11 protein-coding genes and 5 pseudogenes are annotated in these 13,953 nt (G+C 58.4%); 8 read left to right on the forward strand and 8 right to left on the reverse strand.

Translation table 11 applies throughout. The annotated features are described in order from the left end of the window. Positions 1-68: 68 nt before the first annotated feature. A pseudogene (locus P0D89_RS25465) lies at positions 69-390 on the forward strand (transposase); the annotation flags it as partial. A 398-nt stretch (positions 391-788) separates the two neighbouring features. On the opposite strand, the gene P0D89_RS25475 reads toward P0D89_RS25465, so the two are convergent. From P0D89_RS25475 to P0D89_RS25495, 5 genes are all read right to left on the reverse strand, one after another. Beyond that, on the reverse strand, positions 789-2,000 hold the full coding sequence (locus tag P0D89_RS25475; RefSeq protein WP_408362045.1) for a glycosyltransferase: 1,212 nt from the start codon (positions 1,998-2,000) through the stop codon (positions 789-791). Positions 2,001-2,170: 170 nt separating this feature from the next. Next, complete coding sequence (locus P0D89_RS25480) at positions 2,171-2,704, reverse strand: cupin domain-containing protein (protein ID WP_408377419.1); 534 nt, start codon at positions 2,702-2,704, stop codon at positions 2,171-2,173. A 208-nt stretch (positions 2,705-2,912) separates the two neighbouring features. After that, the gene (locus P0D89_RS25485) at positions 2,913-4,229 is read right to left on the reverse strand and encodes a glycosyltransferase family 4 protein (protein ID WP_408362047.1); all 1,317 of its coding nucleotides are present in this window, start codon (positions 4,227-4,229) and stop codon (positions 2,913-2,915) included. Between the two features lie 333 nt (positions 4,230-4,562). Continuing rightward, entirely contained in the window at positions 4,563-6,032 is a 1,470-nt protein-coding gene (locus P0D89_RS25490; RefSeq protein WP_408362048.1) for an oligosaccharide flippase family protein, read from the reverse strand. A gap of 400 nt (positions 6,033-6,432) precedes the next feature. Then, complete coding sequence (locus tag P0D89_RS25495; protein WP_408377421.1) at positions 6,433-7,290, reverse strand: DegT/DnrJ/EryC1/StrS family aminotransferase; 858 nt, start codon at positions 7,288-7,290, stop codon at positions 6,433-6,435. 414 nt (positions 7,291-7,704) lie between these two features. Here P0D89_RS25495 and P0D89_RS25500 point away from each other — a divergent pair. The 4 genes and pseudogenes from P0D89_RS25500 to tnpB all read left to right on the forward strand — a co-directional run. Beyond that, a pseudogene (locus tag P0D89_RS25500) lies at positions 7,705-7,989 on the forward strand (IS110 family transposase); the annotation flags it as partial. Positions 7,990-8,138: 149 nt separating this feature from the next. After that, positions 8,139-8,627 (forward strand): annotated as a pseudogene (locus P0D89_RS25505) (transposase); the annotation flags it as partial. An 85-nt stretch (positions 8,628-8,712) separates the two neighbouring features. Continuing rightward, positions 8,713-9,117 (forward strand): transposase, encoded by a 405-nt coding sequence (locus P0D89_RS25510; protein WP_408362050.1) that lies wholly within the window; start codon positions 8,713-8,715, stop codon positions 9,115-9,117. Beyond that, the gene (gene tnpB / locus P0D89_RS25515) at positions 9,114-9,740 is read left to right on the forward strand and encodes an IS66 family insertion sequence element accessory protein TnpB (RefSeq protein ID WP_408362051.1); all 627 of its coding nucleotides are present in this window, start codon (positions 9,114-9,116) and stop codon (positions 9,738-9,740) included. The genes P0D89_RS25510 and tnpB overlap by 4 nt, the downstream gene beginning before the upstream one ends. A 131-nt stretch (positions 9,741-9,871) precedes the next feature. Here the strand turns inward: tnpB and P0D89_RS25520 are convergent. Beyond that, positions 9,872-10,272, reverse strand: a pseudogene (locus P0D89_RS25520) (molybdopterin-dependent oxidoreductase); the annotation flags it as partial. A 43-nt stretch (positions 10,273-10,315) separates the two neighbouring features. After that, positions 10,316-11,293 carry an SDR family NAD(P)-dependent oxidoreductase gene (locus P0D89_RS25525; protein ID WP_408362052.1) on the reverse strand — a complete coding sequence of 326 codons (978 nt, stop codon included), beginning with the start codon at positions 11,291-11,293 and terminating at the stop codon, positions 10,316-10,318. Positions 11,294-11,416: 123 nt separating this feature from the next. On the opposite strand from P0D89_RS25525, the gene P0D89_RS25530 reads away from it, so the two are divergent. Continuing rightward, positions 11,417-11,995, forward strand: a complete 579-nt coding sequence (locus tag P0D89_RS25530) for a TetR/AcrR family transcriptional regulator (protein ID WP_408362053.1) — start codon at positions 11,417-11,419, stop codon at positions 11,993-11,995. 148 nt (positions 11,996-12,143) lie between these two features. Here the strand turns inward: P0D89_RS25530 and P0D89_RS25535 are convergent, their stop codons facing one another. Continuing rightward, positions 12,144-13,184, reverse strand: coding sequence for an ABC transporter substrate-binding protein (locus P0D89_RS25535; RefSeq protein WP_408362054.1), 1,041 nt, complete (start codon positions 13,182-13,184; stop codon positions 12,144-12,146). 240 nt (positions 13,185-13,424) lie between these two features. Here P0D89_RS25535 and P0D89_RS25540 point away from each other — a divergent pair, with 240 nt between their 5' ends. After that, positions 13,425-13,622, forward strand: coding sequence for a type 2 periplasmic-binding domain-containing protein (locus tag P0D89_RS25540; RefSeq protein WP_408377423.1), 198 nt, complete (start codon positions 13,425-13,427; stop codon positions 13,620-13,622). Between the two features lie 73 nt (positions 13,623-13,695). Then, positions 13,696-13,953: pseudogene (locus P0D89_RS25545) on the forward strand (DDE-type integrase/transposase/recombinase); the annotation flags it as partial.

Here is a 13,953-nt window from a genome sequence, read left to right on the forward strand (position 1 = left end):
CCATGTAAATGGGGTTTGAGGGATAGGCGTTATGGATATCGTGTTCATGAGATTGGGCGATGCGTGCGATGTGCGGGATTGATGAGATGCAGGAACGCCTGTTCACGACGGTTAAGCTGGAGGAATCCGTCCCGGCGGATCACCCGTTGCGGCCGATCCGGCTGCTGGTGGTGAATGGAGCATTGAAACGACTCAACGGGTTGTTCAACGTGATCTATGCGGATCACTGGTCGGGCCTCGATTGCACCCGAGAAGCTGCTGCGTGCGCTGCTGTTGCAGGTGTTAGACCCGGTGCGCAGCGAGCGCATGCTGATGGAGCAGATGCGCTACAACCTGCTGTTTCGCTGGTTCGTCGGGCTGGCGATCGAGGACGCCGTGTGGGACCACTCGGGGTATCGAGGAGCATTTCGGCTGGGGCAAGACCATCGGCCGGATCCGGCAGACGGTCTATCGCGGTATCAGACGAGTCGACCAGCACTTCAAGCTGACGATGGTCGCAAGCAATCTGACCCGCATGGCGCGAATGCCACGTATGGCGCTGCAAGGACCGACGCGATGAGCGCGTCCGCGTGGCGACGACGCAGCGCGGGCGCTGCAAGCACGCACATTGCCTGCAAAACCACCCGACGACCCCGCAATTCAGCAGCAGATCGCATGCGCAAACCTCGTGAACACTGCTTCGGTCATCATGACGGGGCGCTTTTCAACAGCCTGCCAGGCATTGCAATGGATACGATCCGACGGCTGACGGATATTGACAAGGTCCTGGCGGACCCGCGACGCCATCCCTATGAGTGATCTGTAGCCGCCTGATCGTGTTGCAGCGCTCCGCGCATCATCGCCGTGCGCCCAACTATTTCCACGTAGCTCTTAGCGACCCTCTCGATATGGAATCGGTTGTTGAAACACGCCAACGCGTTGGATCGCATCTCCGCTTTGGCAGCCACTGGCGTGGACGCCCATTTCCTCAAGAGGCGGCTTACTCCCGATTGGTTGTCGCTGTCTGCGAACCCGGCATGATCCGAGACGACCTCCTCCCAGATCGCCACCCTTTCCGTGAGAAGTACTGGAACCCCGCACGCAAGCGCCTCGGCGACCGAGACACCAAAGTTCTCCTGATGCGACGGCAAAACAAATACATCTGCTGATCGCATCAACGACCATTTCGCCTCTCCGGCAACCATGCCGGGCCAAGAAATCCCGGAGGCAATACCTAGCTCTTCAGCTCGCATCTTCAGCGTTCCAGCGAGAGCGTTATCGTCGGGGCCAGCAATGACCATCCGATAGTTCTCGCGCTCACTTCCGAGATCGAAGTAAGCGCGGATGAGCAAGTCGCAACCCTTCTTCTCGTGGATCCGTCCGACAAAAAGAATGATCTTTTTCGGCTCCCCGCCTTCATCCGCCGACATCAGATTTTCTTGTCCGTCATCCCCAGGCTGGGCATGATAGGTGGGCGGCGGGGCAGTCCCGTATACCATCACGGCTTCCCTGGACTTGTAGAATGGGAACGCCGATTGAGCCAATACCCTTTCGCTTTCCGAAGTGAAGATGACGTTCTGCGCGTTTTTGAGCAAGTGACGTTCAACGAGCATCCAATAGATCAGCTTCTTGAGCCACTTTGCGGGGTATGCCTTATTGAACCAAGGGTCCAGCATTCCATGAGGCACCACGAAATAGGGGATGCCCTGACCGCGCAACGCGAACAGGACAGCCATGCCGTGGAATTGCCACAGACCGTTCACCACGACCGCGTCGTAGTCTCTCGCCGTCGCCTTTAACCACGGCACCAACCGGATATTTAATGCATACTTGCCGCCACGATGCCCAAGACGGACGACACGTCCGAATGCGTCGTCGTCGGCACCCGATCCGCCCGGATCGAGGCAGACAACATCCAGACGATGCCCAACCGTCTTCAGTTGAGCCGCGAGTCTCGTTAGGGCCTCAATGGGCCCGCCGGTACGAGGGTATGCCGAAGCAATTACATGAAGAATTCTCAAGGTATACTCCTGTCCGCTCTTAGGTCGTCATCCGCTACCCGGGACAAGCCAGCGGCGCGGCTATGCGCTCATGTCTGCGTTCAGACGCCCGCTTCTACCAGAATCTGCAATCAATCGATTGATTTCATACCGGCCCGATGTGGATACCGGTCAAGGTCAGTCAGCGGGCACTACCTGTGCGGATCGAAGCGCACCTTGTCAAGCCCCCCGAGATACGGCCCCTGCTTGACCTCGACGAACGACGCGTCCTCAAGTATCTCGAACCCATGACCGCCCGAGGCAAGCAGGATCACGTCGCCCGCGCCAAGCGTGCGGCTCGTGACGTAGGTCCGATCCGTCGCATAAAAGTCGACCCGCAGGCGACCGCGTTTTACGAAGAGCACCTCTTGCGTGTACTCGACCTGCCGCACTATGTGATTGTGGATATGGGCCGGAATGACCGTCCCGCGCGGATGTTCTATGTAGGCAAGTTGCTGGGAGAAATTGTCAGGGGTGAAGAAATTCACTCCACCCTTTGAATAGGAATCGGGAAGGATCATCCCCAACATCGAGCCCTCGTGATAAATCGCTTCGGGATTTGCACACTCGATCGCTTCGCTTTCCAATGAATGCAAGGCCATCTGATAATCCCCCAATGTTCGTTGACCGGTTTCTTGCACACTCGCCATTGATCCGTGCGTGGTCTCGCGTTGAATGCGGCTCACCGGGCGAAGCACACATCCGTTTGACGGAGCATAGTCACCCGACAAAGTAATACGAAAGCGCTGACCGAAAACAGCATGATGTTGGCCGACCGACCGCCTCCCTGGATCAGCAGGAAACCCGAGTGAAAGGATACCGAACTAACACAGAGTGCCTCCGTCAGACACGCGCGCGCGATCCGGTGACCACGCCTTTAGGTCGCGTGCATAATCACCCCGTCCATATGGAGTTCCCCCAGCACATCTTTCGCGCCTGGAACCGTTCGATTGCTTCCTGCACGGCTGCAAGCCTCCCGGCGTCCCCAAGCGCTTCGATGCGCTGTCTACCTCGCTCGATCAACCGCATTCGATATTCCGGTTGCGTAATGATCTTGTGAAGACCATCCGCCATGCTGCCCGGATCATTCAGGTCTAGCAGCACGCCAGCGTCCCCGACCTGATCCCGCAGGGCCGTGAGGTTCGAATACAAAACCGGAACGCCTAGTTTGAACGCCTCTAGCGGTGGCAAATTGGTCGGGCCGAAATATGTCGGCATCACCAGCGCTACTGCTTGACGGTACAGATACGGAATTTCTTCATCGGGAACGAACCCGGCGAACACGACTCTGTCGTCAAGGCCAAGGTCGGCTGCGACGGATTGCACGTATGTCTTGTTACCGAAGTCGCGTCCGGAGAAGACGGCACCCAGACGAATACCGAATTTGTCTTCCAGACTCCGCAGGCCGCGAAGCAAGTAGACGTGATTCTTATGAGGCCAGAATTGCGCCGGGTAGTAGACGTAGTCGCACGTCAGCTTATATTTCGCTTTAATATCGATGTATCCGTGCGCGTACTCTTCATCCGACAGTAATATTCCGACCGCCGGCGAGAACGGCACTACGTGCACCCGGTCACTGTCGATGCAGTACCGTCTCACCACGTTGTCTTTCCCGGCATCCGAGTCGACGAAGATGCCGGACGCTTTCTTGAGCGCCGATTGATAAAGCGCTTCCCGGCGCTCGAACTCTCTCCTGATCCGCACTTCCGGGAACTCGACCTCATCGCGATGTGAAAGGTCCCAGACAGTGAAGAGGTAGTTGAAATGCTCCGTGAGCAGCGCGAGTTGCGAGGGAGATGTAAAGTAAATCAGGTCAGCTTTCAACGTGCCAAGGAAGCAATCGAGCGCATTCAGCTTCGCGGGCTTGTTCAGCAGGCCAAATGGCGCAATATGCGTAAGCTTTACCCGCAGGCTCGTGGCGAGCCGCTTCCATCGCCTCATGGGAAAATACACCGCCTCGATCCCGCTTCGACGCAAGTCCTCCACAGACGATTCACGCGTTGTTACAAACACGACGCTGCAAAGACTGCCAGGCAACTTCTTCACAAGGAGCGCGGCGTTCTTAGCCTGCTGATACCCGCCTCCGACCAGGCTGTGTTGTTCGAGGAATACCACCAGTCTGACCGGCCGGTTAAGATTGCGGCTCAGGGACGTTCTCGTTTCAAGTGTCTCGTTGCTCCGGGTTTCGGGCTCGCACGCAAGTGTTGACATAGACGTTCCTGAAACGTGCGTCATTCGCGGCGCCCAACGAGAACGAATGTAATTCAGCATGGTATCCCCACGATGAAGGCAAAAAGCATGTTTGATTTGATGACCTCCGCTTGCCGTTCCTTTCGAGTTCCCCCCACAGCAAGGTAGACGCGCAGTGTGCTGTCAGGTCTTCAAGATCGAGTACGCTGACCCTGTTCATCTTCACCGTCCTCGCCAGCATAGTCAGCGCCGCCGCGACCAGGAAATTCACTGACCGATAACGGCAAGGTGTTGGCTGACCGGCTCAGACAAGCGAGGCGCGCTCCATTCGCGTCGTGTGCTGGCAGCAGAGCATTAGATGACTCTTGTTTGTGATTCGGCGACCGCCCCATCGACCGCCGAAACGTGCCGAAATATCTGCTTTCTGAAGAACACCAGAAATATCGCATAATCGGCGAACAAGCTCGCGAACACGGTTGACCAGACCACCCATGCCACCGACCCGAAAGCATTCAGCAAGGCGATCTTCAGCGGCAATGCCACGGCGCAAAATAGCCCGAGTGCAAACAGTTGTGATCTCAGTTCTCCCACGCCGTTCATAAACATCGCAAAAGCACTTCCGAAGGAGTCGAGGACGACCCAGACCGCCACCGCGCAAAGTAGCAGCGCAGGCACTTGCAGACGCGATCCTATCCACATGTGCAGAAGCCACGGCGACGCGAGAAGTATCGTGCCGCTCATCAGCAATGCAACCAGACTTACAGCGGACAGCGAGATCTTGAGCGTCGTCAGAATGAACATCCGATCTCCCCTCGCTTTCGCGTCCGCGTAGAGTCCCCACAGAGGTCCTGTCAGCATCGCCACTGCCACGGTCACGAATTGGAATAGGCGCTGCGCTATTGCAAGCCGGGCAACTTCCGACGCGCCGAGGATGTGCGACACGATCAGCGCGTCGCTTCCCCACCCGCACATTGCTCCTATCTGCAACGCCATGAACACCCAGCCGGAGCTCAGGAGCCCTTTCCAGTCACGCCAGGCCGACGTACTCCTGTCCAGACGAAAGGAAAAGATCCTCTCCCGATACAGCCGTATCAGCAACAACAACGAACCGAAAACCTGCATGCCATAGGTCGCGCCAATCAGATAGGGGATGGGTGCGTGGTACTTGGCACCGACATACAGCAGGGGCAAGGCGCACAGATAGCCAATCGATGAGGCAATATGGGGCACCCATGCACGCTGCAAGCCTTGAAAGACCTTTCGGACGCCGCCTAACGGAATGTTTGCGCAAAAAAGCGCGATGAAAACAAGGACCGATGTTTGCGCCTCCTGCGCGGCCATCTCCGATCGGATCTTGATGATCTTGTGAAGCCCGACGACACTCAGTGCACCGGTGAGGACCAAAGTCGCGAGCGCGCCGATAGCAATTAGCAACCACACTCCGCGACTGACGATCGTCTGCAGCCTCCAGTGTTCGTCAGTCGATTTCGCGTGAGCTACGAGATTGACCAATCCGTTTCCCACGCCCAGATCGAGCACGGAGAGCATGGCGGCAAGACTTGAAATGGTCATCCAGACGCCAAAGCGCTCCTGACCCAGGTAGGGAAGTGTCAATGAAACAGAACACAGGAGGACAATCAACCCCAAAGCGGCGCTCACAGCGTTGAAAACCATCGAGCGTCCAGCGCGTATATACCGGTCTTTGTCCCGCTCACTCGATGCACCGACGGCGAGTGAAAACAAGCGCGACCGAAGAATCGACAACGCCCGCCCGATCATTGCCGAGACAGCTCCGCGAGAACCAGATGAATCGATGCGTGACATGTCGGTTCCCTAGCAGGAGAAGGGAGCGTCACACCAGCCGACCGGCGAATGAAAGGTGTGAGCCGGCCTGTTCGTTCGATAGACAAAAACGTGCATATGAAGAGCTGTCGTCATACTTCGAATAGTGTCGGCCTGCGTTCATTAGAGCGACTCCATCAGTTGCTTGACAGCGCCCACCACACGATCCTGTTTTTCATCCGTAAGCGCAAGTCCATTCGGCAAATAAAGTCCACGCATGGCTCATGTGTTCCGCCATTGGATAGCGCTCGTCGGCGAAGAGGCCCATCTTTCGAAATACCGGCTGTTGGTGCATGGGCCAAAAGAAAGGTCGCATGACTACGCCCAGTTCGGCTAGGCGCGCGCAGGCGTCGTCCCGCTTAAGGGACATCGTCCTTCAGGATCAAGCCGTAGACCCAAAAGATACTTTCGGCGTACGGTTCAAATGACGGAGATAGTTCGAGCCCCGCGAGGTCATGCTGCAAACGACCGTACCTGTGCCCGATCTGCCGCTTTCGAAGCGTATGCCTCGTGAGGTTTCCAACTGGTCAAGTCCAACAGCAGCTTGAAGGTTGCTCATCCTGTAGGTCCAACCCAGTTCCTCGTGGATGAACCGCCGTTTCGATATGAAGCAAAGGTTGCGCAAGCTCTTGGCCCGCGAATGGAGCGCCTCGTCATTGTCCAACACCATGCCGCCTTCGCCGGTCGTGATGTTCTTGTTCGAATAGAAGCTGAGGCAAGAGATAGCGCCGAAGCTTCCGCAAGGGCGGCGGCCTTTGTATGTCGGGCTGATAGCTTTCGCCGCGTCTTCGATTATCGGTATCCCGTATCTGGTTGCGAGTTCGATAACCGGGTCCATATCCACCGGAAGCCCGAAAATATGGACTACCATGATTGCTCGCGTGCGGGGGGTGATGGCGCCTTCGATCTTCGTGACGTCCATATTCCACGTCACGGGATCGGAATCAACCAGCACCGGCTTCGCGCCGGCTTTTACCACGGCGGAAGCGCAAGAGACGATCGTGTGGGCCGGGAGTGTCACTTCGTCACCGGGCCCGATCTTTAACGTCGCTACAGCTATGTCGAGGGCAGCAGTCCCCTTGGCAACGGAAACCGCATAACGGCGGTGCATATGTTCCGCCATTCCATTTTCGAACTTTTCTACGAGCGCCCCATCCGCGGAAATCCATCCGCTGGCCATGCACTCGCTCAAATACAGCGCCTCATTACCGTCAAGCAGCGGTTCATTAACAGGTATCATCCTCAATCCCCTATCCACCGTTCATTTTGTCTGTGCCAGGACCGCAGCGGATGCCATCCAAGGAAATCAAAGCACACGTTGTCAAGCCCGCGAGATACCGCTCCTGCTTGACTTCGACGGACGAGTCGTCCCCGAGTATCCAGAACCCATGACCGGCCGAGGCAAGCAGGATCATGTCGCCTGCGCGAAGCGTGCGGCCTCGTAACGCAGGTCAAATCCGTCTAAGCGAGCATATTATCGAAGCAACGTAATACGAAAAGGCTGACCGAAAACAGCATGATGTTGGCCGACGCGCCGGGCCCCCAAAACACCGCTCGGGTTTCGGGCGCTGAATCAAGGGTTCTACTGAGATGAACCCGGCGCCTCTCTTCGGGAGACACGTACGGACGTCACCTGACGTGTGGAGGTTCATCGATGGAAATCGACATACACGGTATCGATCTCGCGAAACAGGTCTTCCAGCTTCACGGGGCCGATCGTCGCGGGCGGCCCGTACATCGGGCAAAGGTTTCGCGTGGCTCGCTGGCTGAATGCGTGCATACGCTGAAGCCGGGGCTAGTCGTCATGGAAGCCTGCAACACGGCTCACCACTGGGCGCGGCTTTTCCAGTCAATGGGAACAGAAGTCCGGCTGATCAGCCCCCAATACGTCACGCCGTTCGTCAAGGCGAACAAGAACGATCGCAATGACGCAGAGGCGAGCCAACTGGCCCCGAGGTCTGCTACGTGCTTGAGGCGGAGGTAACGGTACAGATGGAGGGAAAGCCAGCAAAAGTCTTTCATGCTGGCGAGACCTTCCAGATCCCGGCCGATGTCGTGCACCTCACCACTTCCGGCCCTGACGGTGCGCTGATCGATCAGCTGCTGGCCCAGGTGCAGAACAAGGATGCCGAGTCGATTCCCGGCGAATCGGACCTGGCCGGCCTGCTCAAGAAGCAACTCGCCGAGCGCATGCTGGCGGCGGAGCTGACGCACCATCTGGCGGACGAGGCCGAGGCCGAGCAAGGCAAGGCCGGCAACAACCGCAACGGCACCAGCCCCAAGACGGTCATGACGCCCAATGGCGAGTTGAGTCTGGATATCCCCCGTGACCAGCAGACCACGTTCGAGCCGCAACTGGTGGCTAAGCACCAACACCGATTGCCGGAATTCGACGACCACGTGATCAGCATGTACGCGCGCGGCATGAGCGTGCGCGAGATCCAGGGCCATTTGTTGGATCTGTACGGGCTGCAAGTGTCGCCCGACCTGATCTCCACCGTCACAGATGAAGTGCTGGCTGAAGTCGAGAAATGGCAGCAACGACCGCTCGAGGCGATGTATCCGATCGTGTCTTTCGGTAAGCGCCTCACGGCGGCCGTTCTCCGGGCAACAGTGAGCGGGGGTAATTTGGTTCCCACCAAATATTCTGGTGGGAACCAAAGTGGCCGAGATTGCGGATGGCAAGAACGAAGCACCGGGTAGGCGCCCGAACTTTCCGCGCGAATTCAAACGTCAGCTGGTCGAACAGACGTTCGAGCCCGGAGCTTCCGTATCGCTGGTCGCGCGTCGAAATGACATTAACACCAACCTGCTGTTCATGGCGTCGCCAATACCTTCAGGGCGCATTTGGGGCGCCGCATCCGGCGCATGCGAGACAGGAACCCGAAGGCGACGTTGCGCCGTTACTGCCAGTGAGCATTGTCACGAAGGCGAGGCATCAATGCCCATGCGCGAGGCCGTGTCGGAGAACGCCTGCGAGATCGAATTTGACCGTGTACGCTTGCTGATTCGCGGCAACGTGTCGCCGGATATGCTGCGGTTACTGATTCGAGAACTGTCCCGATGATCGGGTTGCCGGCGGGCATCCGCATCGGGATTGCGGCTGGTGTCACCGACATGCGCTGCGGATTTCAGGGAGTGGCGGCGAAGGTGCAGACCGCGCTCGAGGAGAGTCCGATGGGCGGCAACGTCTTCATTTTCCGGGGGCGCCACTTACATTTGTGCAACAAGCTGTCGCGCAATTCCCTGCGCGGCCACGCCTCGACCAGCGTAAGCTCCATCCGATCCTTGTGCGGCTCATTCGGTACGATGTGGAACGTCGTTCGGGAAAGGATACGGGGCGTGGGGGCCTGGCCACTCCGGTGCTGGCGGTCCGCCCAGTACATCGTATCCGGCGAGACCGAACAAAAGGCTGCACGTGAGCAAACCGGAACAAACACGCCGTATTACCACTGGAGCGTTCATTGGTGCGTCGTCACCTTCCGTGTAAGTCAGGGGTTCAAAGCGCGGATAAAAGCCCATGGGAAACAGCCACGCCGCGACTTACGGTGTCTTGTCGTAATGCGGAAGTGCGCCGTGCTCCCGAGTCCGGCAACCCTCAATGAGCTGTCGCCGCCGCCAGGAGTTTCGTCTTTGTGGTGTGCAGACGTTCTAGCCAGCTATCGCCCGAGCCATGGGTTGACGTGTTGAATTTGCACGCCATCGCCATCGAGCAAGAGCCTGAACCTGGTAGCGTTACTATTCTGCGATCAGACGGTCGCCGTTTAGGCATCTATCGCCCCCACTGCTCATGCATCCCGATTGGCGACGCGCGCTGGGCTTCAGTTTATGACTCGTGACCCACCAAACCAGTTATAGCCCTGATCGACCCTATAGCCATCCGGAAATGTGTTGGTCACGAAGATCTCCATGATGTCCGTGGGATCTTGTGGTCGAGTTGCGTGGGAAGTCGGAGCTTCATTGCATAACGTACATTGCAGGCAATTGCTGACTGTCATACGGAAAGGCCAACAGCGTCTGCGAATGAAACGCTATTGGCATATCGATGCTTTCGTAGTAGTCGTCAGCGCATTTGAAGCCGACGTATTTCGCCGATATGTCCTCGCCGGCACGCCTCAGAAATTCCGGGAACGGCGTGTCGCCCCATCGGCCGATCGCACTCCATCCTTCGACGCGGACGTACCTCGTGACTCTTTTCGGCCTTCGGCAACGCGTAGAGTTTGTGTGCGGCGGAGAACCGTTTCAATGGCGTTCGAAGCGTCGTGTCAAAACGATTCGCCAACCATTTCTTCACTCTTGCGCCAGAGCGCGTCTGCGCCTGCACCGTCAAGCGCATAGCGTCGAACGCCTTCGCTGACTGGCGTAATGACAACATCGTCGGCAACAGTTTCGCTCACATGGCAGTTCTCGCAGTATCTGCCTCCGACGTCTTCGGCCGACGCCACCACCGCAGCCCAGACGGAAGTCGCCGCTCCTTGCGGCACGGTTTTGAACCGAAACGGCCCCTGCCCCTCTGACTCAAGCTGAGTGTTGATCCTGTCGAGCAGCGCCATCATCTGTCCTTCATCCATATGACGGGCCAGTTCTGTGTGGATCCCGCCGGGATGAACTGCGGCTGCGCGTAGGCCGCGCGCCCGATGTCGCTGGTCGAAAGCAACGGCAAAGAGGATATTCGCCGTCTTGGCGCGCCCGTATGCGACAAACGGATCGTAAGGCGTATGTTCGAAGCCAGGGTCGTCGAGGTCCACGTTCGCGAACCGGTGCCCCGACGACGCGAGCATGACCACTCGCCCGCCAGACGGAATCAGCGACGCCAGGCGGTTCACCAGCAAGAAATGCCCCAGATGATTCGTGCCGAACTGCGTCTCGAATCCGTCTGCTGTCGTGCCAAACGGAGTTGCCATCACGCCCGCGTTCGCGATGATGACGTCGATAGGTTTGCCGCCCTCTTGCAGTCTGTCGGTACAAGCCCGGACGCTCTCGAGGCTCGCGAGATCGAGCGCAATCAACTCGATGCTGCCGCCAGCTGCAGCTGCCTCGCGCCGCGCGTCTGCGATCGCCTGCTGTGCTTTTTCCAGGTCTCTGGCCGCACCGATAACGCTGGCCCCGTGCGCGGCCAACGCCCGCGCCGTCTCCACGCCCAGTCCCGCGGACACACCCGTCACAAGTATTCGCTTGCCATGAAGGTCAACGCCTGCCAGCACGTCGTCCGTCGTCGAAGTCGCACCAAATTTCTCAGTCATTTCCGCCGCTCCAGCACATTGAAGGTTGACGTCAGTCCCAGTCCGGGATAAAAACGGAGCGTCCCTCCGCTTTCTTCAATAATAAACGGAGTTACCCTCCGGTTTCAAGCATTCAACGTGCAAATGAACGATTCGACACCCAAAGAACGAAAACCCAGAGCCGACGCGCTGCGCAATCGCGAGCGCATCCTTGACGAGGCGAAAACGGCGTTCACGCGCGCCGGAGGCGATATCAGCCTGGAGGAGGTCGCCCGCCAGGCGGGCGTCGGCGTAGGCACGCTATACCGGCACTTTCCGACTCGCGAGGCGCTTCTGGAAAGCGTCTACCGCGCCGAAGTAGCAAAGCTTGCGGAGGAGGAGCGCAGGCTGTCCGATTCGCTGCCCCCGCCCGATGCGCTGCGCTCCTGGATGTTGCTCTTCATCGACTACATCGCGACAAAGAAGATCATCGCGCCCGCATTGAATTCGATCGTCGGAGGACCGACGAAGCTATTCGAATCGTCCGGCGCGCAGATCAAGGACGCAATCCAGTCGCTCGTTACGCGCGCAATCGAGAGTGGCGACATCCGCCCGGATCTTGAGCCGTTGGATCTGCTTCGCGCTCTCGTCGGCGTTTCGAATGTCGCGTCAGCTCCGGACTGGCAGCAAAGTGCAAAGAGGCTGGTCGATATACTTTTGCTGGGATCCCGCCCCCCCGAGTAGATTCCGCAACCGGCCCACAACGCGTTGTCCTGCACCAGGTCGGCCGTGGTCTGTGCGAAGCGGTAGGAGCCAGAGGCAGCAGGAGCCACCACAGCAAGCGTCCACGCAAACTGCCTGCAAACACGATGTTTCCCCCTTCCAGACAGTGTTACGGCTTCACGTCGTTGACGAACCGATTGGTAAAGGTGCGCGACAAATCGATATGACGACCCATTACCGCCGGGCTGAAACCCGACAGTACCTTCAGCACCGTTGGCGGCCCATCGGCAGGCATCTTGCCGTCTGCGGTGAACATCGACAGCGAGGCCTTCAACGCGCTCACGTAGAGTGCCTTGTCGTTACCGCCATAGTCTTTCGGCATCTGCGCAGCGATCTCTTCGGCACTGTGCGTATGCAGGTATTGCAGTGTCTTCACAAAAGCGCGCGCGAGTCCGGCTGCTTGCTTTGGATTCGCATCGAGCCACGCGGTTTGCATGTACAGGCTCGATGCTGGATAGGTGCCACCCAGCGCGGCGCGCGTACCTTCGACAGTTCGCATGTCCACGAGCGCCTTGGCGTCGCCACTTTTCAGCAACTCTGACGCGGTCGGCTCAGTCGTCATGCCAACGTCAATCCGACCTTGCCGGATTGCAGCAATGAAGCTGCTGTCGGCCCCCACGGGCAGCACGGTGTACTGGGAAGCCGGCACGCCATTCAGATACGCCAGATACTGCGTCAGGAAGTGGGTCGAGGAACCGAGCCCCGTGACGCCGAGCGTTTTACCCTTCACGTCGGCCATGCTTCTGATTGAGCCGGCCGCTCTGGTCGCCACCAGTGCTACTTCCCCCGGTACCTGGCCGAACACAACGATGGTCTTCATTTCCTCGCCTTTGGATTGCAGATAGATCGTGTGATCGTAGAAGCCCACCACACCTTGCACGGCGCCCGTGAGTAGTTCGGTCTCTGCATCGACACCTGCCGATTGCGACAGCAGTTCGACGTCTAGCCCCTCAGCCTTGAAGTAGCCTAGCTGTTCGGTCAAACGCACCGGCAGATAAACGAGCTTTGTGATGCCGCCTACCATGATCACGACCTTTTCTGGCGAGCCCGCCTGTGCAAACGCGGCCGGCTTTACCACCAGGCAGAACGTAAGCGATGTCGCGGCAGCGGCGCGGGCGACGCGCGAGAGCCGCGCCAAACGACGATTCATTGCTGGGTGTCTCCGTTATATGCCCGCTCGGCAACGGGCGCGTGATGGGCCGGCCACCGGAAATTCTATGGACGCAAATCCTTCCCGAAGCTTTCGCAGGTGCGAATTTTATCTCGATTGCGGGTTTATCCCGAGTACGTCCAACGCGGCAACGTTAGGCCATCCCGGCCCGCCGCGCTCTCGCTGAATGCGGATGCGTACTTTCGACCTATTGCGGACGGCCATAGCCTCATCGCGCGAATGGCCGATGGTATGGGGGTGTGCCTGGAAAGCCTGCTGCTCGTACACCGGGAACTCGAAACAGGCCGGCTCGTGGCACCGCTCGGTGTGGAAGGGTTCAAGGTCAACGGGTATACGATGAATCTGCTGAAGTCGCGCGCGGAACTGCCGAAGCTGCGCAGCTTCCAGGACTGGCTCTTTGCCGAGCTCGACAAGTGAGCGCGCGACTGACACGGCTACCTGTCGAAGAGGTTTGCCCAGTGCGCACGCCACCGCCGCAGCGGAGATCCGTGGCAAATGGGCGTATCTTTACCGCGCAGTTGACCGGGAGGGGAAGACGGTTGATTTCCGGCTCAGCGCGAGGCGAGATGTGGCTGCGGCGAGGGCGTTCTTCGCGAAGGCGATCAGAACTCAGGGACATGCTCCAGGAACAATCACGTTGGACGGCTACGCGGCGTCTCACCGCGCGGTGCGTGAGATGAAGACCGACGGGTTGCTGCCCAGGCACACGAGGGTGCGCTCGTCGAGGTACCTGAACAACCTGATCGAG

The organism is Paraburkholderia sp. RL18-085-BIA-A (assembly GCF_046027075.1).
Lineage (GTDB): Bacteria > Pseudomonadota > Gammaproteobacteria > Burkholderiales > Burkholderiaceae > Paraburkholderia.

What these genes read in the sequence shown, in the direction of transcription:
- P0D89_RS25530 (WP_408362053.1), top strand. Translation starts at nt 11,417, where the DNA reads ATGAACGATTCGACACCCAAAGAACGAAAACCCAGAGCCGACGCGCTG.
- P0D89_RS25485 (WP_408362047.1), bottom strand. Translation starts at nt 4,229, where the DNA reads ATGTCAACACTTGCGTGCGAGCCCGAAACCCGGAGCAACGAGACACTT.
- P0D89_RS25525 (WP_408362052.1), bottom strand. Translation starts at nt 11,293, where the DNA reads ATGACTGAGAAATTTGGTGCGACTTCGACGACGGACGACGTGCTGGCA.
- P0D89_RS25535 (WP_408362054.1), bottom strand. Translation starts at nt 13,184, where the DNA reads ATGAATCGTCGTTTGGCGCGGCTCTCGCGCGTCGCCCGCGCCGCTGCC.
- tnpB (WP_408362051.1), top strand. Translation starts at nt 9,114, where the DNA reads ATGATCGGGTTGCCGGCGGGCATCCGCATCGGGATTGCGGCTGGTGTC.
- P0D89_RS25490 (WP_408362048.1), bottom strand. Translation starts at nt 6,032, where the DNA reads ATGTCACGCATCGATTCATCTGGTTCTCGCGGAGCTGTCTCGGCAATG.
- P0D89_RS25495 (WP_408377421.1), bottom strand. Translation starts at nt 7,290, where the DNA reads ATGATACCTGTTAATGAACCGCTGCTTGACGGTAATGAGGCGCTGTAT.
- P0D89_RS25540 (WP_408377423.1), top strand. Translation starts at nt 13,425, where the DNA reads ATGGCCGATGGTATGGGGGTGTGCCTGGAAAGCCTGCTGCTCGTACAC.